The sequence below is a fragment of the Pseudomonas sp. SDO524_S393 genome (genome assembly GCF_054071875.1).
On sequence record NZ_JBSVVZ010000068.1, the window covers coordinates 1 to 17,403 of the forward strand.

General features: G+C 63.0%; 13 protein-coding genes. 12 read left to right on the forward strand and 1 reads right to left on the reverse strand.

What is annotated here, in order from left to right:
* Positions 1-239 precede the first annotated feature (239 nt).
* From ACW9IB_RS24060 to ACW9IB_RS24085, 6 genes are all read left to right on the forward strand, one after another.
* The gene (locus ACW9IB_RS24060) at positions 240-1,133 is read left to right on the forward strand and encodes a hypothetical protein (protein WP_457415779.1); all 894 of its coding nucleotides are present in this window, start codon (positions 240-242) and stop codon (positions 1,131-1,133) included.
* 233 nt (positions 1,134-1,366) lie between these two features.
* On the forward strand, positions 1,367-2,215 hold the full coding sequence (locus ACW9IB_RS24065) for a hypothetical protein (RefSeq protein ID WP_457415781.1): 849 nt from the start codon (positions 1,367-1,369) through the stop codon (positions 2,213-2,215).
* Between the two features lie 140 nt (positions 2,216-2,355).
* Complete coding sequence (locus tag ACW9IB_RS24070) at positions 2,356-2,694, forward strand: hypothetical protein (RefSeq protein ID WP_457415782.1); 339 nt, start codon at positions 2,356-2,358, stop codon at positions 2,692-2,694.
* A gap of 96 nt (positions 2,695-2,790) precedes the next feature.
* Positions 2,791-4,020 carry a TolC family protein gene (locus tag ACW9IB_RS24075; protein WP_457368102.1) on the forward strand — a complete coding sequence of 410 codons (1,230 nt, stop codon included), beginning with the start codon at positions 2,791-2,793 and terminating at the stop codon, positions 4,018-4,020.
* Entirely contained in the window at positions 4,013-5,188 is a 1,176-nt protein-coding gene (locus tag ACW9IB_RS24080; RefSeq protein ID WP_457415784.1) for an efflux RND transporter periplasmic adaptor subunit, read from the forward strand. Before ACW9IB_RS24075 ends, ACW9IB_RS24080 begins: the two co-directional genes overlap by 8 nt.
* Entirely contained in the window at positions 5,185-8,289 is a 3,105-nt protein-coding gene (locus ACW9IB_RS24085) for an efflux RND transporter permease subunit (RefSeq protein WP_457415786.1), read from the forward strand. The genes ACW9IB_RS24080 and ACW9IB_RS24085 overlap by 4 nt, the downstream gene beginning before the upstream one ends.
* Before the next feature lie 151 nt (positions 8,290-8,440).
* On the opposite strand, the gene ACW9IB_RS24090 is transcribed toward ACW9IB_RS24085, so the two are convergent.
* Positions 8,441-9,349 (reverse strand): MurR/RpiR family transcriptional regulator, encoded by a 909-nt coding sequence (locus ACW9IB_RS24090; RefSeq protein WP_457368847.1) that lies wholly within the window; start codon positions 9,347-9,349, stop codon positions 8,441-8,443.
* Positions 9,350-9,651: 302 nt separating this feature from the next.
* On the opposite strand from ACW9IB_RS24090, the gene ACW9IB_RS24095 reads away from it, so the two are divergent.
* From ACW9IB_RS24095 to ACW9IB_RS24120, 6 genes are all read left to right on the forward strand, one after another.
* Positions 9,652-11,589, forward strand: a complete 1,938-nt coding sequence (locus ACW9IB_RS24095) for a bifunctional 5-dehydro-2-deoxygluconokinase/5-dehydro-2-deoxyphosphogluconate aldolase (RefSeq protein WP_457415788.1) — start codon at positions 9,652-9,654, stop codon at positions 11,587-11,589.
* Positions 11,590-11,765: 176 nt separating this feature from the next.
* Complete coding sequence (gene iolE / locus ACW9IB_RS24100) at positions 11,766-12,659, forward strand: myo-inosose-2 dehydratase (protein ID WP_457368844.1); 894 nt, start codon at positions 11,766-11,768, stop codon at positions 12,657-12,659.
* Positions 12,656-13,444 carry a 5-deoxy-glucuronate isomerase gene (gene iolB / locus ACW9IB_RS24105; protein WP_457368843.1) on the forward strand — a complete coding sequence of 263 codons (789 nt, stop codon included), beginning with the start codon at positions 12,656-12,658 and terminating at the stop codon, positions 13,442-13,444. Before iolE ends, iolB begins: the two co-directional genes overlap by 4 nt.
* A gap of 26 nt (positions 13,445-13,470) precedes the next feature.
* The gene (locus ACW9IB_RS24110) at positions 13,471-14,292 is read left to right on the forward strand and encodes a TIM barrel protein (protein ID WP_457415790.1); all 822 of its coding nucleotides are present in this window, start codon (positions 13,471-13,473) and stop codon (positions 14,290-14,292) included.
* An 87-nt stretch (positions 14,293-14,379) separates the two neighbouring features.
* Entirely contained in the window at positions 14,380-16,311 is a 1,932-nt protein-coding gene (gene iolD / locus ACW9IB_RS24115) for a 3D-(3,5/4)-trihydroxycyclohexane-1,2-dione acylhydrolase (decyclizing) (protein WP_457415791.1), read from the forward strand.
* A gap of 18 nt (positions 16,312-16,329) precedes the next feature.
* Positions 16,330-17,340 carry a Gfo/Idh/MocA family protein gene (locus tag ACW9IB_RS24120; protein ID WP_457368840.1) on the forward strand — a complete coding sequence of 337 codons (1,011 nt, stop codon included), beginning with the start codon at positions 16,330-16,332 and terminating at the stop codon, positions 17,338-17,340.
* Positions 17,341-17,403: the final 63 nt, after the last annotated feature.

Sequence of the window (17,403 nt, forward strand, 5' to 3'; positions counted from 1 at the left end):
GCTTACTGAAAGACCGCTTTCGCGAGCAAGCCCGCTCCCACACTGACGGTGTCCGGCTGGAGGTTGCATAACGCCCGTCCATTCGATCAGTTTCTTGCAAGTTGCACGGCCCTAGGAAGTTCAAGTTATTTAAGTAATTGAAATATATCGCTATTTAATTTTCTGGTGACTGGCACGTCGACTGCACTGTCCCTTCCGAGACATGTAACACCATTTTTCACGCCTGGAGCGAAATAACAATGATCACATCCTCATCCACGCTGCAAGAGTCGAGCGCGCTCTCCGGGGTTTCCTGGGGGGCGATTTTTGCCGGGGCCGCCGCGGCGGCTGCACTGTCCTTGATCCTGGTGTTGCTGGGCGTCGGCCTGGGCTTTTCGGCGGTGTCGCCGTGGGCCAACGACGGCATCAGCGCCAAGGGGCTGGGCATTTCCACGGTTGTGTGGCTGGCCTTCACCCAGATCGTCGCTTCGGGCCTGGGCGGTTACATCGCCGGCCGGCTACGGGTGAAATGGGCGAATATGCACGGTGATGAGGTGTATTTTCGCGACACCGCCCATGGCTTCCTGGCCTGGGCCGTCGCAACCCTGATCACGGCGATGCTGGTCGTTGGCTCGGTCAGCAGCGTGATTGGCGGCGGGGTACAGGCCGGTGCCAGCGTGGCATCCGGCGTGGCCCAGGCTGCCGGCAGCGCGGCGCAGGGTGTTAAAGGCGATGACTTCGGCTATTACGTCGACAGCCTGTTTCGCGATGACCGTCCGGCGGCGGTGAGTGACGACGCTGCCCACGCCGTGGTCGCGCGTATCTTCACCCGCACCCTGGCCAACGACGGCCAACTGGCGCCTGAAGACCGTGCCTACCTGGCCCAGTTGATCAGCCAGCGGACCAACCTCAGCCAGGCCGATGCCGAAGCCCGTATCGACAAAGTCTATGGCGATGCCCGCAAAGCTGTCGAAGACGCCAAGCTCAAGGCCAAGCAAGCCGCGGACAGCGCCGCCAAGGTGGCGGCCTACACCTCGCTGTGGACCTTCATCGCCTTGCTGATCGGCGCCTTCTTCGCCAGCTTCGCCGCGACCTTCGGCGGTCGCCGCCGCGATGCGGTGGTGTATGTCGACACCGAACACTACGTCCGTTAATTCAAGGAGAACATCATGCGCTCATTACTGCTGTGGTTCCTCGGGGTGCCGATTCCGGTGATCATCCTGATCGCGATTTTCATGCACTGATTGCTGCGCCAGCCGAGCCGCACCTGTCACAACAGGTGCGGCTTTTTTATGGGGTGTGGAGGAGACCTGTCAAAGTTGACAGTAGACGCCTGATGTTCGGCTGAATAGGGTGAGGTTCATCCCTTTTTTCGGAGATCAGGAGCATGCCCCAGACAACCGGAAGCCTGAGCGCGCAAATCATCAACCAGCAAGTGATACCGCCTGACCATCCCTTTGTTGGGGATGCTGACGAAATGTTGATGTACTTGCGCGGCGGTGCATTGCATATCAGTGCGACCCAAAGATTGGGTTCCAACGTCAATCAGTTCAACGGCGTCGATCTTCGTATTCCGAATATTATCCAGGATGGTGTGGTCCGCACTTACACGCTTCCTGACGATGCAGAAGGGGTCTATTGGGCCCATGAACAAGGGGGCGTTACCCCCTATTCAGCGGTGAAAGGAAGCATCAAGGTGTCGCTTGATTCCCGTGGACACCTGGCGGGGGAATTCAGCTTTTCCGCGACGAATGGCAGCCGGTCCGTACAAGTAAGCCAAGGGGCCATCGACTTGGTTGGTTTGATGACCCGCCGTGAATCCGTACCTGTCGCAGATCCCGTCGCTACTGGCTGGATGCGCGGCACCGTGCCGGGCGGGCCAATGCCAACCCCCGCTTTTGAAGCCACTCAAGTGAGCCTCCGAAAGGTGGTCGAGGTGAATGAATACCATGAAGTTGTGGGGCGACAGTTCGATGATTTTCCTCCTGTTCAGAATCTGATTCTGATTGTGGTGAACACAACGGCCTCGGGCCCGACTTTCGATCTGGCGACCACCCAGGATGTGAGGGTCGCATTTGGCCGAGTGGACACCTTTGGCTTTGCGTATGCCATCAGCGGGACCCTTAGCTTCACTTCGATGCCTGACACCGGGCACGCGGTGGGCACGGTCGACTGCCAAGTGCAAAGAAACCAGGAACCGCCTTTTTCCGTACGCGTTTCCTTTGATATCCGTTGATCGCTAACCGCGATGACGTATTCGTCATCGCCCAACGCCCTCAAACCCCTGGACTCAGCCGACCGGGTAATCTTCTGCGGCTGAGTTCTCACGCAATTGTTAATGGCGGCTTAACCCGGCCTTGGCTAGACTCGCGCCCCATGAGCCGCCTGATGCGTTTGATCCTGGTCCTGCTGTTGAGCCTCTCGCTTCCCTTGACCGGGATGGCGGGAGTGCCGTCGAGCACCGAACCCTGCCCGATGAAAATGTCGGACATGCAGGTGATGACCGACATGAGCCCGGACTGCTGCCAGGACGGCGCTGATCACGGCAAGGCCTGCAAGCCCGGGCAGGAGTGCAAGACCGGCGGCCTGCTGCAACTCTCCCTGGCGGCGCTCAAGGCGCCACCGCCCCCCGCCCATCCGCTGCTCGCCCGCGCCACCACTGAATTCATCCCCGACCGCACGCCGTCCGGCGTCTGGCGCCCACCCCGTTCCTGATTGCTGTTGCACCTGAAGACTCATCCCCGCATCGGGATGACTTGGCTGTGGGCCGCCTGACGCGGCGCACAGCGCAACGGAACAGGACTTTTCAACATGAATGCCTTCTACCTGCGCGCCCTGGTGATGGGCGTGCTGGCGTGGCCGGCGTTGGCGCGTGCGCTGACCCTGGACGACGCCCTGCGCCTGGCGCAACACAACGCACCGTCGCTCGCGGCGGAATCGGCCAAATTGCTCGCCGCGACCCAGTCGGCGATCCCGGCCGGTGAATTGCCCGATCCGAAACTGGTGGTCGGGCTGCAGAACTTTCCCATTGGCGGGCCCAATCGCGGCACGTTGTATGGCGATGACATGACCGAGCAGATGATCGGTATCCAGCAACAAGTACCCAGTCGCGACAAGCGCCAGGCCCGGGTCGAGCTGGCCGCTGCCACGGTGGAGCGCACCGCAGCCGAGGCCCGTGTCGAGCGCCTGAATGTGCGCCAGGCCACGGCCCAGGCGTGGATTCGCGCTTATGCGGTAGAGCGTAAAGCGGCGCTGTTCAAGGATTTCTACCAGCAGAACCGCCTGCTGCAAGACAGCGTGCGCGCACAGCTGGCCGGTGGCCGTGGCCAGCCCGCCGATGCGGTCATTCCCAGGCAGGAAGCGGCGGAACTGGCCGGGCGTGAAGACGAGCTGACCCAGCAACGCGCCCAGGCCCGCGCGGCGCTCAAGCGCTGGATTGGCCCGGGCGCCGACGAAGCGCCCAGCGGCCAGTTTCCCACCTGGCCGATCGAAGGGCGTTACCGCCTGCACCAGCACCCCGAGCTGCAAGCGTTCGTACCGCGTACCCGCGAGGCTGAGGCGCGTCTGCGCGAAGCCAAGGCGCAGAAGACGTCGGACTGGAGCTGGGAGGTGGACTACCAGCACCGTGGTCGTGAGTACGGCGACATGGTCAGTCTGCAAGTGACGGTCGACCTGCCGATTTTTCCCGGTCGCCGGCAAAACCCGGGGATCGCCGCCAAGCAGGCTGAGCTGGATCAACTGGACGCCGAACGCGAAGCGGTCACCCGCGAGCATACCCAGCAACTGGAGGATGACCTGGCGCAGTACCAGCGCCTGGACCGCGCCGTCCAGCGCAGCCAGGACAGTCTGGTGCCGCTGGCCGAAGAAAAGGTCGCGCTGAGCCTGGCCGGTTATCGGGCCGGCAAGGGGGATCTGCTCACGCTGGTCAGCGCACGGCGTGAGCTGGTCGACGCCCGTTTCCAACAGATCGATGCCATCGAACAGCGCGCCCTGGTCGGCGCGCAGCTGTATTTCGCCTATGGAGAAACGTCCCATGATTAATCGAATCCTGGCATTGGCGCTGTTGGGCGCAGGCATGGGCGCCGGTTACTGGCTGGCGCAGACGCCGGCGCCGGTCGCCGCCGTGGCCGAGAAACCCGCGTTGTACTGGTATGACCCGATGTACCCGCAGCAACAGTTCGACAAACCCGGCAAGTCGCCTTTCATGGATATGCAGTTGGTGCCGCGCTATGCCGACAGTGCGGCGGACAATGCGACCGTGCAAGTCGACCCGCGTGTGGCGCAGAACCTTGGTGTGCGCCTGGCCACGGTGACACGGGGTGTGTTGGCGTCGACGCTGGAGGTGTCGGGCATCCTCGCCTTCAACGACCGTGACGTGGCCGTGGTGCAGGCCCGGGCCAATGGTTTTGTCGAGCGCGTGTATGACCGTGCGCCGGGGGATGTGCTCAAGGCCGGTGCGCCCTTGGTCGATCTGTTGATCCCCGAATGGGCAGCCGCTCAGGAGGAGTTCCTGGCCCTGCGCCGCAGCGCGGATGCCGGTTGGTTGGCAGCGGCACGCCAGCGTTTGCGCCTCAGCGGGATGCCTGCCGGGTTGATTGCGCACATTGAACGAAGCGGTCGTGTGCAAGCCGTGTGGACCGTCACCAGTCCAATCGGCGGCGTGGTGCAAACCCTCGACGTGCGCGAAGGTATGACGATGACGTCGGGGCAGACCCTGGCCCGCCTTAACGGCCTGGACCGCTTGTGGCTGCAGGTCGCCGTGCCGCAGGCCCAAGGCGCGGCATTGACCGTGGGGCAGACGGTTGAAAGCCGCTTCGTCGGGCTGCCGGGACAGGTCTTCAAGGGCAGCGTCACGGCGGTCCTGCCGACGATTGCCGGCGACAGTCGCACCCTCCAGGTTCGCGTCGAACTGCCCAACCCCGATGGCACGTTGCGTCCCGGCATGACGGCCCAGGTACGCCTGGCACACTCCACGGCGCAATCCGTGGTGCAGGTGCCCAGCGAAGCGTTGATCCGTACCGGCAAGCGCGTGCTGGTGATGGTGGCCGAGGCGGGTGGGCATTACCGACCGGTGGACGTCGAGGTCGGGGCCGAGAGCCAGGACATGACGGTTATCCGCAGTGGTTTGCAGGAGGGCCAGCAGGTGGTCGCGTCCGGGCAATTCCTGCTGGACTCTGAAGCCAGTCTGCGCGAGGTGGTGCAGCCATGATCGCCTCGTTGATTCGTTGGTCAGTCGCAAACCGTTTTCTGGTGGTGCTCGCCACCTTGTTTGTCACAGCCTGGGGCGTGTTTGCGCTGCAAAATACGCCGGTCGACGCACTGCCGGATTTGTCGGATGTGCAGGTGATCATCCGCACGCCTTACCCCGGGCAGGCGCCGCAGATCGTGGAGAACCAGGTCACGTATCCGCTGACCACCACCTTGCTTTCGGTGCCGGGTGCGAAGACCGTGCGCGGTTTTTCGTTCTTTGGCGACAGCTATGTGTATGTGCTTTTCGATGAGGGCACCGACCTGTACTGGGCGCGCTCGCGGGTGCTGGAGTCCCTCAGCCAGTTGCAGGGGCGTCTGCCCGCTGCGGCCAAGCCGGCGCTGGGCCCGGATGCCACCGGGGTCGGCTGGATCTACCAGTACGCGCTGGTGGACCGCAGCGGTCAGCACGACCTGGCGCAGTTGCGCGCGTTGCAGGACTGGTTCCTCAAGTTCGAACTCAAGACCCTGCCGAATGTGGCCGAAGTCGCCACCATCGGCGGCCAGGTCAAGCAGTACCAGGTGCAGCTCGATCCGCTGGCCCTGGCCAGTCGTGGCATTACCCAGGCGCAGGTCATGGACGCCATCGGCAAGGCCAATCAGGAAGCCGGTGGCTCGGTGCTGAACATGGGCGAGGCCGAGTACATGGTGCGCGCGTCCGGTTACCTGAAAACCCTCGATGATTTTCGCCGCATTCCCCTGCGACTCGATGCGGGCGATGTGCCCGTCACCCTGGGCGATGTGGCCACCGTGCAACTGGGGCCGGACCTGCGCCGGGGCGTCAGTGAGCTGGACGGCGAAGGCGAGGCGGTGGGCGGTGTGGTGATCCTGCGTAGCGGCAAGAATGCGCGGGCCGCCATCGCTGCCGTCAAGGCCCGGCTTGAGCAACTCAAAAGCAGCCTGCCGTCTGGGGTGCAAATCGTCACCACCTACGACCGTAGCCAACTCATCGACCGTGCCGTGGACAACCTCAGCCATAAACTGCTGGAGGAGTTTCTGGTGGTGGCGCTGGTGTGCGGGGTGTTCCTGTGGCATTTGCGCTCCTCGCTGGTGGCGATCATTTCGCTGCCGGTGGGGGTGTTGATCGCGTTTATCGTGATGCGCGCGCAGGGCATCAACGCCAATATCATGTCCCTGGGCGGTATCGCGATTGCCATTGGTGCCATGGTGGACGCGGCGGTGGTGATGATCGAAAACGCCCACAAGAAAATCGAGGCCTGGCACCACGCTCATCCGGGACGCGAACTCAAGGGCGATGAACACTGGAAGGTGATGACCGACGCGGCGGTGGAGGTGGGGCCGGCGCTGTTTTTCTGCCTGTTGATCATCACCCTGTCGTTTATCCCGGTGTTTACCTTGCAGGCGCAGGAAGGCCGGCTGTTCGGCCCGCTGGCTTACACCAAGACCTACGCCATGGCCGCCGCTGCCGGGTTATCTGTCACCCTGGTTCCGGTACTGATGGGCTACTGGATTCGCGGGCGCATCCCCGACGAGCAACGCAACCCGCTCAACCGCGGGCTGATCAGGCTCTATCGACCCGCATTGGCGGTGGTACTGCGCTGGCCGCGCCTGACCCTGTTCGTGGCGTTGCTGGTGATCGCCAGCGCGGTGTGGCCCGTCTCGAAGCTGGGCGGTGAGTTCCTGCCGGCGCTGGATGAGGGGGACTTGCTGTATATGCCCTCGGCGCTGCCGGGCCTGTCCACGCAAACGGCGGGGGAGCTGTTGCAACGCACCGACCGCCTGATCAAAACCGTGCCGGAAGTCGCCCATGTGTTCGGCAAGGCCGGCCGCGCCGAAACCGCCACCGACCCGGCGCCGCTGGAGATGTTCGAGACCACGATCTCGTTCAAGCCCCGTGACCAATGGCGCCCCGGCATGACCCCGGAGCAGTTGGTGAAGGAACTGGACCGCGTGGTACAGGTGCCCGGCTTGACCAATATCTGGATCCCGCCGATCCGCAATCGCATCGACATGCTCGCCACCGGGGTCAAAAGCCCGATTGGCGTGAAAGTCGCCGGCACCGGCCTGGCGCAGATCGATGCGGTGACCCAGGCGGTGGAAAAGGCGGCCAAAGGCGTGCCCGGCGTCAGTTCGGCGTTGGCCGAGCGCTTGACCGGCGGGCGTTACATCGATGTGGACATCGACCGTGCCGCTGCCGGGCAATACGGGCTGAATATCGCCGATGTGCAGTCGATCGTGTCCGGTGCCATCGGTGGAGAAACCCTTGGCGAAACCGTGGAGGGCCTGGCGCGCTTTCCCATCAGCCTGCGTTACGGCAAAGAATGGCGCGACTCGTTGACGGCCTTGAGCGACTTGCCGATCTACACGCCGTCGGGCCGTCAGATCACTCTCGGCACGGTGGCCAGGATCAGGATCAGTGACGGACCGCCCATGCTCAAGAGTGAAAACGCCCGGCCTTCCGGTTGGGTCTACATCGACGTACGCGACCGCGACCTGGCCTCGGTGGTGAAGGATTTGCGCGTGGCGATCAACCAGCAGGTGCACCTGCAACCGGGCATGAGCCTCAGCTATTCGGGGCAGTTCGAGTTTCTGGAACGGGCCAATGAACGGCTCAAGCAGGTGGTGCCGGCGACGTTGCTGATCATCTTCGTGTTGCTGTACCTGACCTTTCGCCGAGCGGATGAGGCACTGCTGATCCTGGCGACCTTGCCGTTCGCATTGACCGGGGGGGTGTGGCTGCTTTACGGGTTGGGTTTCAACCTGTCGGTGGCCACCGGGGTGGGGTTTATCGCGTTGGCCGGGGTGTCGGCGGAGTTCGGCGTGATCATGCTGCTGTACCTGAAGAACGCCTGGGCCGAACGCAACGACCATGAGCTGCTGCTGGCCATCACCGAAGGCGCGGTGCTGCGGGTACGGCCCAAGGCAATGACCGTGGCGGTGATCATTGCCGGGCTGTTGCCGATTCTGTTGGGTGGAGGCACTGGCAGCGAAGTCATGAGCCGCATCGCTGCGCCGATGATCGGCGGCATGCTGACGGCGCCGCTGTTGTCGCTGTTCGTGATCCCGGCGGCGTACTACCTGATGCGCCGGCCACGGCCTTAAATGCAATTCATGTAGTGAGCGGGCTTGCCCGCGCTGGGTGGCGAAGCCGCCCCAAACCCAGGCACCTCGGTCTTTCTGGTACACCGCGGTGACTCTGTTGGGGCTGCTTCGCACCCCAGCGCGGGCAAGCCCGCTCACTACAAAAGCGGTTTCAGTCCTCGAACCCGACCTGTTCGTGGATCTCGTCCACCTTCAACTCCAGGCGGTACGCCACCGCGATGAACAACGCCTGGCACAGGCACAGGGTGGCGCTCAGCGAGCGGAAGGCAAACGACGAGCCTTCATTCACCAGCAGCACCGCGTTCGCCCGCTTGGCCAGGGGCGACAGGTTGCTGTCGGTGATGATCAGGGTCTTGGCCTGGTGGTGTTGGGCAATACGCAGGCAGTGCTGGGTTTCCTTGCCGTAGGGCGTAAAGCTGATGGCGATTACCAGGTCGTTGGCACGCACGCTGCGCATCTGCTCGCGGTAGCTGCCGCCCAGGCCCGAGATCAGGTGGATGCGCTTGTTGGTGTGCTGCAGGTTGTAGACCAGGTAGTCGGCCACCGCGAAGGAGCGGCGCACGCCGACCACATAGATGTTGTCGGCGTTGACCACCAGGTCCACGGCTTTCTCGAACGCGGCGTCGTCCAGTTCCAGCCCCAGGCGCTCGATACCGGAGAGGGTGGCGTTGACGCATTCGCGGGCCAGGTCACCGCCGCTGGCTTTCTGCGACTTGTTGGCGATCATGCTGCGGATGCGCTGCTGGTAGTTCTGCACCGGCGTGGTCTTGTGGGTGTAGGCCTCACGGAACAGCGCCTGCATTTCACTGAAACCACTGAAACCGAAGCGCTGGGAAAACCGCACGATGGCCGACGGGTGCACTTCGCATTCGCGGGCGATGTCGCTGATGCGGTCGACCATGATCCGGTCGCTTTGCTGGCTCATGTAGCTGGCGATGCGCTTGAGCTGGCGCGGCAGGCTCTCGTACTCGTCGGTGATCAGCTGCAACAGGCGTTCGGCATTGATCGGAGGGCTGGCAGGGACTTCTTCCAGGGTGGTCTCGTGATCGGTGCGGGACATGGGCAATCCTTCTGGCTTGTTCTTATAGGGCGCGTAACGCCCCTGACGCTGGGTCGATGGGCGCAAGTCTACAGGGTAGGCGCAAAAAAATACCCCGGCATCACGGCCCCCGTGGCCTGCTGAAACGATGCACTGTCGCTGGCACGCTCCTGTGCAAGCTTAATGGAAAAAATATTCCAATGAAAAAATATCTGGAATAAATATTGATTGGTGCCGCCGGACGTTCTAGTCTGCTCCCACCAAGAGCGTTCGCCGTCGCCATGGCGGTGCAGCGCAGGCTGATAAAAATAACAGGAGCCAGCATGGGCCAGACTCGTTTTGCCAGTGGGCGTCAATTGGATCTGATTTGCCTCGGGCGCCTGGGCGTCGACCTCTATGCACAGCAAGTCGGTGCACGGCTTGAGGACGTGTCCAGCTTCGCCAAATACCTCGGCGGTTCCTCCGCCAACATCGCCTTTGGCACCGCCCGGCTGGGGCTCAAGTCTGCGATGTTGAGCCGGGTCGGGGACGACCACATGGGGCGTTTCCTGGTGGAATCCCTGGCCCGCGAAGGCTGCGATGTCAGCGGCATCAAGGTCGATCCGGAACGCCTCACCGCCCTGGTATTGCTCGGCCTCAAGGACCGCGAAACCTTCCCCCTGGTGTTCTACCGCGAGAACTGCGCCGACATGGCCCTGCGCGCCGAAGACATCAGCGAAGCCTTTATCGCGTCCAGCAAGGCGCTGCTCATCACCGGCACGCATTTCTCCACCGATGGCGTGTACAAGGCCAGCCTCCAGGCGCTGGACTATGCGGCCAGGCACAACGTCAAGCGTGTGCTGGACATCGACTACCGTCCCGTCCTGTGGGGGCTGGCGGGCAAGGCCGATGGCGAAACCCGGTTTGTTGCCGACCAGAACGTCAGCCAGCATGTGCAGCAGATCCTGCCGCGTTTCGACCTGATCGTCGGCACTGAAGAAGAGTTTCTGATCGCCGGCGGCAGTCAAGACCTGCTGACGGCGCTGCGCACCGTGCGTGAACTGACCCCGGCGACTCTGGTGGTCAAGCTCGGCCCGCAAGGTTGCACGGTGATCCACGGCGCGATTCCGGCTCGCCTGGAAGACGGCGCCATCTACCCGGGCGTGCGTGTTGAAGTGCTGAACGTGCTGGGGGCCGGCGATGCCTTTATGTCGGGCTTTCTCAGTGGTTGGCTGAATGACGCCAGCGACGAGCGTTGCAGCCAGTTGGCCAATGCCTGCGGCGGCCTGGTGGTGTCGCGCCATGCCTGCGCTCCGGCGATGCCGACGCCCGCCGAACTGGAATACCTGTTCAACAGCCCGGTGCCGATCACCCGGCCGGATCAGGACGTGACCCTGCAACGCCTGCACCGGGTCACGGTACCGCGCAAGGCCTGGAAGCAGCTGTTCGTGTTTGCCTTCGACCACCGTTGGCAACTGGTGGAGCTGGCGCAAAAGGGCGGTCAGGACCCGGCGCGGATCCCTGATATCAAGCAACTGTTCATCCAGGCCGTCGAGCGGGTGGAACACAAACTGCGCGAGCAGGGCGTTGAAGCCGACGTCGGCCTGCTGGCCGACCAACGCTTCGGCCAGGATGCGCTGAATGCCGCCAGTGGCCGTGGCTGGTGGATTGCACGTCCGGTGGAAGTGCAGAACTCGCGGCCCCTGGCCTTCGAACATGGCCGTTCGGTAGGCAGCAACCTGATCGCCTGGCCCCAGGAACAGATCATCAAGTGCCTGGTGCAATTTCATCCCGATGACGAGCCGCTGCTGCGTCTGGAACAGGAGGCCCAGCTCAAGGCGGTGTACGAGGCGTCGGTCGTCAGCGGGCATGAGCTGCTGCTGGAGGTCATCCCACCCAAGGATCATCCGTCCACCTGCCCGGACGTGCTCTACCGCAGCCTCAAGCGCCTGTACAACCTGGGTATCTACCCGGCGTGGTGGAAGATCGAGGCGCAGTCGGCCGAGGACTGGAAGAAACTCGATGAACTGATCCAGGAGCGTGACCCCTACTGCCGGGGTGTGGTGCTGTTGGGCCTGAACGCGTCGGCCGAGTGCCTTGCCGATGGCTTCCAGCAAGCCGGCCAGAGCACTACGTGTCGTGGTTTTGCGGTGGGCCGTACGATCTTCCAGGAACCGAGTCGCGCGTGGATGGCGGGGGAGATCGATGACGAGACCTTGATCCAGCAGGTGCAGCAGACATTCGAACAACTGATCAACGCCTGGCGCCAGGCGCGGGATTGAAAACGCTTTCAACCTGAAATGCAATCCAATGTGGGAGCTGGCTTGTCGGGTTACCGCACCGCTGCGATGCAGACGACTCGGTCCATCAGACATGCTGAGTTGATGCCATCGCAGGCAAGCCAGCTCCCACAAAAGCCAGATCTCAGTGCTATCTGAAAACAATAAAAGGTGCAGCCATGCCCGCAATCCGAATTGGCATCAACCCGATTTCCTGGAGCAACGACGACCTGCCGGCCCTGGGCGGTGAAACACCGCTGAGCACCGCGTTGAGTGAAGGCCAGGCAATCGGCTACGAAGGCTTCGAACTCAATGGCAAGTTCCCCAAGGACGCCAAGGGCGTGGGCGATGTGTTACGCCCCTACGGCCTGGCGCTGGTCTCCGGCTGGTATTCCAGTCGTCTGGCGCGGCGTTCGGTGGCGGAAGAAATCGAAGCCATCGCCGGTCATGTCGAATTGCTCAAGCAGAATGGCGCCACAGTGCTGGTGTACGGCGAGGTGGCCGATTCGATCCAGGGCTCGCGTATCCGCCTGATTGAGCGTCCGCGTTTCCACAGCGAGCAGGCCTGGCAGGACTACGCCGACAAACTCACCGAACTGGCGCGTTTCACCCTGTCCCAGGGCGTGCGTCTGGCGTATCACCACCATATGGGCGCCTACGTCGAGTCCCCGGAAGACATCGACCAACTGATGCGTCGTACCGGGCCGGAAGTCGGTCTGCTGTTCGATTCGGGCCACTGCTACATGGGGGGCGGCGAACCGCTCGAGGTGCTGCGCAAACACATCGACCGCATCTGCCATGTGCACTTCAAGGATGTGCGCAAACCGGTGGTGCAACTGGCGCGCAACCAGATGTGGAGCTTTCCCGATTGCATCGTCAATGGCACCTTCACGGTGCCCGGCGATGGCGATATCGACTTCGCCGAATTGCTCGATGTGTTGCTGGCCGCGAAGTATGCGGGCTGGCTGGTGGTGGAGGCCGAGCAGGATCCGGCCGTGGCGCCGAGCTATATCTATGCGAAAAAGGGCTATGACACGTTGCGGGCGCTGCTCGGCGAGAGGGTTGGACAATGAGTCTGTTGGTCAAAAGCAGCAAACGCGGCCAGACCTTGGTCGCGCTGGAGGACGGGCGCCTGGAGTACGTGGGGTTTGCGGCCTATCGCCTGAGCCTGGGGGAGACCCTGCCGGTCAGCGCAGGTGACAAGGAGTTGTGCCTGGTGCTGCTCGGCGGTCGGGTGAACATCGAAGGCGAAGGCTTCAACTGGCAGAACCTGGGCGATCGCCAATCGGTGTTTGAAGAAAAGTCGCCTTTCGCCGCCTACCTGCCACCGGGTACCGAAGCCCGGGTCACGGCATTGAGCGATGTGCAGATCGCCGTGTGCGCGGCGCCGGGTGCGCCCGGCTACGAACCCCGGCTGATCCGCCCGGAACAGTGCAAGCGCAGTGTGCGCGGCAAAGGCGCCAACACTCGCTATGTGTGTGACATCCTGCCCGACAGCGAGCCGGCCCATTCGCTGCTGGTGGTGGAGGTGCGCACGCCGTCGGGGCATTCGTCCAGCTACCCGCCGCACAAGCACGACACCGACGACCTGCCGCACCAGAGCTTTCTCGAAGAAACCTATTATCACCAGATCAACCCGCCCCAGGGCTTCGTGTTCCAGCGCGTCTACACCGACGACCGCAGCATCGACCAGGCCATGGCCGTGGAAAACAGCGACCTGGTGGTGGTGCCCAAGGGCTACCACCCGGTCAGCGTGCCCTACGGCTACGAGTCGTATTACCTGAACGTGATGGCCGGCCCCAAGCGCGCCTGGCATTTCCACAACGACCCGCAGCACAGTTGGCTGTTGGACCTTTGAGCGGTTCCGGACGGAGCACAACAATCATGAAGTCGCCTCTGCGTTTTGCCCTTAACCGCATGGTCGCGCCAAACCTCTCCTTGCCGGACTTCATCCAGTTGGCCGCCGCGCTCAAGTGCGATGCCATCGAGCTGCGCAATGACCTTGCGGACAAGCAGATTGAATTCGGCGCTCCTGCCAGCCGCGTGCGTGAACTGTGTGCGGCACACGGCATTACGGTGCTGTCGATCAACGCGCTGTACCCCTTTGATAGGTGGAACGACGAGCGCCGTGCCCAGGCCCTCGAACTGGCGACCTACGCCCGCGAGTGCGGCGCCCGAGGCCTGGTGATGTGCCCGCTCAACGCACACGACGACTCGCGCAACGAGGCCCAGCGCGCGGCGGGGCTGCGCACCGCGTTGAGCGAACTGGCGCCGATCCTGCGCGAATTCGGGATTCTGGGTTTTATCGAGCCCCTGGGCTTCGAAGAGTGTGCCCTGCGGCGCAAGCGCGTGGCGGTGGAGGCGATCAAGTCTATCGGCGGGCTGGATGTGTTCCGCCTGGTGCACGACACCTTTCATCATCACTTGGCCCGCGAGCATGAGTTCTTCCCGGAACTGACCGGGTTGGTGCACATCTCCGGAGTGGAGGATGCCGAGGCGCCGCTCAATGCCATCCGCGACGGTCATCGGGTGCTGGTGGGCGAGGGCGACATTCTTGGCAATGCCGCGCAGATCGATACGTTGCTCAGCACCGGCTACGGCGGTTACTTGTCGTTCGAGCCGTTTGCCGAGAGCGTGCATGGATTGGCCGATATCCAGCAGGCCTTGGGGGCGAGCATCGCCCACCTGCAGAAATTCCGAACCTGACACCAGACAAACTGTGGGAGCAGGCAAGCCAGCTCCCACCTGGTTCTTTGTTGATCAATGCAATTGCATTCACACAAGGTGCAAGTGATGACCACAACCCGATTGACCATGGCCCAGGCCCTGGTGAAGTTCCTGGATAACCAATACATCGAAGTCGACGGCGTGCAGAGCAAGTTCGTCGCCGGGGTGTTCACCATTTTCGGCCACGGCAATGTGCTGGGTCTGGGCCAGGCCCTGGAGCAGGACGCCGGCGAGCTGGTGGTGCACCAGGGCCGCAACGAGCAGGGCATGGCCCACGCGGCCATCGGTTTCGCCAAGCAGCACCTGCGCCGCAAGATCTATGCGTGTACTGCGTCGGTGGGGCCTGGTGCCGCCAATATGCTGACCGCCGCTGCAACGGCCACGGCCAACCGTATCCCGCTGCTGTTGCTGCCCGGCGATGTCTATGCCAGTCGCCAACCCGACCCGGTGCTGCAACAGATCGAGCAGTTCCACGACTTGAGCATCAGCACCAACGATGCCTTTCGCTCCGTAAGCAAATACTGGGACCGCATCAACCGTCCCGAGCAGTTGATGACGGCTGCCATCCACGCCATGCGGGTGCTGACCGATCCCGCCGAGACCGGCGCCGTGACCCTGGCATTGCCGCAGGATGTGCAGGCCGAAGCCTGGGACTATCCGGATTACTTCCTGCAAAAACGCGTGCACCGTATTGAACGGCGCCCGGCGACCGCCGCGATGATCGGCGATGCGCTGGCGGCGTTTCGTGGCAAGCGCAAACCGCTGATCATCTGCGGCGGTGGAGTGAAATACTCCGGTGCGAACGCGGCGTTGCAGGCCTTTGTCGAGCGCTTCGACATTCCGTTCGCCGAAACCCAGGCGGGCAAGAGCGCGATCGTGTCGAGCCACCCGCTGAACGTCGGCGGCATTGGCGAAACCGGTTGCCTGGCGGCGAACCTGCTGGCTCCCGAGGCGGACCTGATCATTGGCATCGGTACGCGCTACACCGACTTCACCACCTCGTCCAAGTCACTGTTCAAGCACCCGGACGTGAAATTCCTCAACCTCAACATCAGCCCCTGCGATGCGCTGAAGCTGGACGGTGTGCAGGTGCTGGCGGATGCCCAAACCGCCCTCGAAGCGCTGGCCGATGCCCTGGAGGATTACCGTGCCGGCTGGGGCGGGCAGGTGGCCGACGCTAAAGCTCGGTTGGAGGCCGAAGTGACGCGGGTGCATCAGGTGGAGTACCAGGGCGATGACTTTGTGCCCGAGGTCGACGACCGCCTGGACCGTGCCGTGCTGCGTGAATTCATCGAGCTGACCGGCTCGTGCCTGACCCAAAGTCGCGTGCTGGGAGTGTTGAACCAGCAACTGGCCGACGATGCGATCATCGTCGCCGCCGCCGGCAGCCTGCCCGGCGACCTGCAACGGGCCTGGCACAGCAAGGGCGTCAACACCTACCACGTCGAATACGGCTACTCGTGCATGGGCTACGAGGTCAATGCGGCGCTGGGGGTGAAGCTCGCCGAACCGAGCAAAGAGGTCTACGCGCTGGTCGGCGATGGCTCCTACCTGATGCTGCACTCGGAGCTGGCGACCTCGATTCAGGAGCGGCGCAAGATCAATGTGGTGCTGCTCGACAACATGGCTTTCGGCTGCATCAACAACCTGCAGCTCGGCAACGGCATGGATAGCTTCGGTACCGAGTTCCGCTTCCGCAACCCCGAGAGCGGCAAGCTTGACGGCGGCCTGGTGCCGGTGGATTTCGCCATGAGTGCAGCGGCCTATGGCTGCAAGACCTATAAGGTCAGCAGCGTGGAACAGCTGGAAGCGGCGCTGGCCGATGCGCGGACGCAGACCGTGTCGACGCTGATCGATATCAAGGTGCTGCCCAAGACCATGGTGCATGGCTACCTGTCGTGGTGGCGGGTGGGTGTGGCGCAGGTGTCCACCAGCGAACGCACGAATGCGGCGGCGAAAAAACTCAACGAACACCTGGCCAAGGCCCGGCAGTACTAATAACAAGAGGAGTTTTGTATGTCTTTGAAGCTTGGAGTGATTGGTACGGGCGCCATCGGTCGGGACCATATCCGCCGGTGCAGCCAGACCCTGCTCAACAGTCGGGTGGTGGCGGTGACCGATATCAACCTGGAACAGGCGGCCAAGGTGGTGGCCGACCTGAACATCGGCGCCGAGGTGTATGCCGACGGCCATGCGCTGATCCGCTCGCCCGAAGTGGAAGCGGTGCTGGTGACGTCCTGGGGCCCGAGCCACGAAGAGTTCGTGCTGGCCGCCATTGCCGCCGGCAAACCGGTGTTCTGCGAAAAACCCCTGGCGGTCACCGCCGCAGGCTGTCGCAACATCGTCGATGCTGAGGTCGCCCATGGCAAACGCCTGGTGCAAGTGGGTTTCATGCGTCCCTATGACGAAGGCTATCGCGCGCTCAAGAAAGTGATCGACAGCGGCCAGATCGGCGAACCGTTGATGCTGCACTGCGCGCACCGCAACCCGACGGTGGGCGAAAACTACAAGACCGACATGGCGATCACCGACACCCTGATCCACGAACTGGATGTGTTGCGCTGGCTGCTCGACGATGACTATGTGTCGGTGCAGGTGGTGTTCCCGCGCAAGTCGAGCAAGGCCCTGGCCCACCTGCGCGACCCGCAGATCGTGTTGCTGGAAACCGCCAAGGGCACGCGCATCGATGTGGAAGTGTTCGTCAATTGCCAGTACGGCTATGACATCCAGTGCGAAGTGGTGGGGGAGACCGGCATCGCCAGGCTGCCGGAGCCGTCCCAGGTGCAATTGCGCAGTGGCGCCAAACTGTCGAATGCGATTCTGATGGACTGGAAGGACCGCTTTATCGATGCCTATGACGTGGAGTTGCAGGCCTTCATCGACAGCGTGCGCGCCGGCCAGGTCGGCGGGCCGTCGGCGTGGGACGGATTTGCGGCGGCAGTGGCGGCGGATGCGTGCATCGAGGCGCAGGGCAGTGAGCAGATTGTGAAGGTGAGTCTGCCGGAGCGTCCGCGTTTTTACGGTTAAACCCCTGAAGAAACTCGGTCAGAAATGTGGGAGCAGGCAAGCCAGCTCCCACAGTGGATCCGG

Coding starts and splice junctions, on each gene's coding strand:
- ACW9IB_RS24060 (WP_457415779.1), top strand. CDS start 240: ATGATCACATCCTCATCCACGCTGCAAGAGTCGAGCGCGCTCTCCGGG.
- ACW9IB_RS24065 (WP_457415781.1), top strand. CDS start 1,367: ATGCCCCAGACAACCGGAAGCCTGAGCGCGCAAATCATCAACCAGCAA.
- ACW9IB_RS24070 (WP_457415782.1), top strand. CDS start 2,356: ATGAGCCGCCTGATGCGTTTGATCCTGGTCCTGCTGTTGAGCCTCTCG.
- ACW9IB_RS24075 (WP_457368102.1), top strand. CDS start 2,791: ATGAATGCCTTCTACCTGCGCGCCCTGGTGATGGGCGTGCTGGCGTGG.
- ACW9IB_RS24080 (WP_457415784.1), top strand. CDS start 4,013: ATGATTAATCGAATCCTGGCATTGGCGCTGTTGGGCGCAGGCATGGGC.
- ACW9IB_RS24085 (WP_457415786.1), top strand. CDS start 5,185: ATGATCGCCTCGTTGATTCGTTGGTCAGTCGCAAACCGTTTTCTGGTG.
- ACW9IB_RS24090 (WP_457368847.1), bottom strand. CDS start 9,349: ATGTCCCGCACCGATCACGAGACCACCCTGGAAGAAGTCCCTGCCAGC.
- ACW9IB_RS24095 (WP_457415788.1), top strand. CDS start 9,652: ATGGGCCAGACTCGTTTTGCCAGTGGGCGTCAATTGGATCTGATTTGC.
- iolE (WP_457368844.1), top strand. CDS start 11,766: ATGCCCGCAATCCGAATTGGCATCAACCCGATTTCCTGGAGCAACGAC.
- iolB (WP_457368843.1), top strand. CDS start 12,656: ATGAGTCTGTTGGTCAAAAGCAGCAAACGCGGCCAGACCTTGGTCGCG.
- ACW9IB_RS24110 (WP_457415790.1), top strand. CDS start 13,471: ATGAAGTCGCCTCTGCGTTTTGCCCTTAACCGCATGGTCGCGCCAAAC.
- iolD (WP_457415791.1), top strand. CDS start 14,380: ATGACCACAACCCGATTGACCATGGCCCAGGCCCTGGTGAAGTTCCTG.
- ACW9IB_RS24120 (WP_457368840.1), top strand. CDS start 16,330: ATGTCTTTGAAGCTTGGAGTGATTGGTACGGGCGCCATCGGTCGGGAC.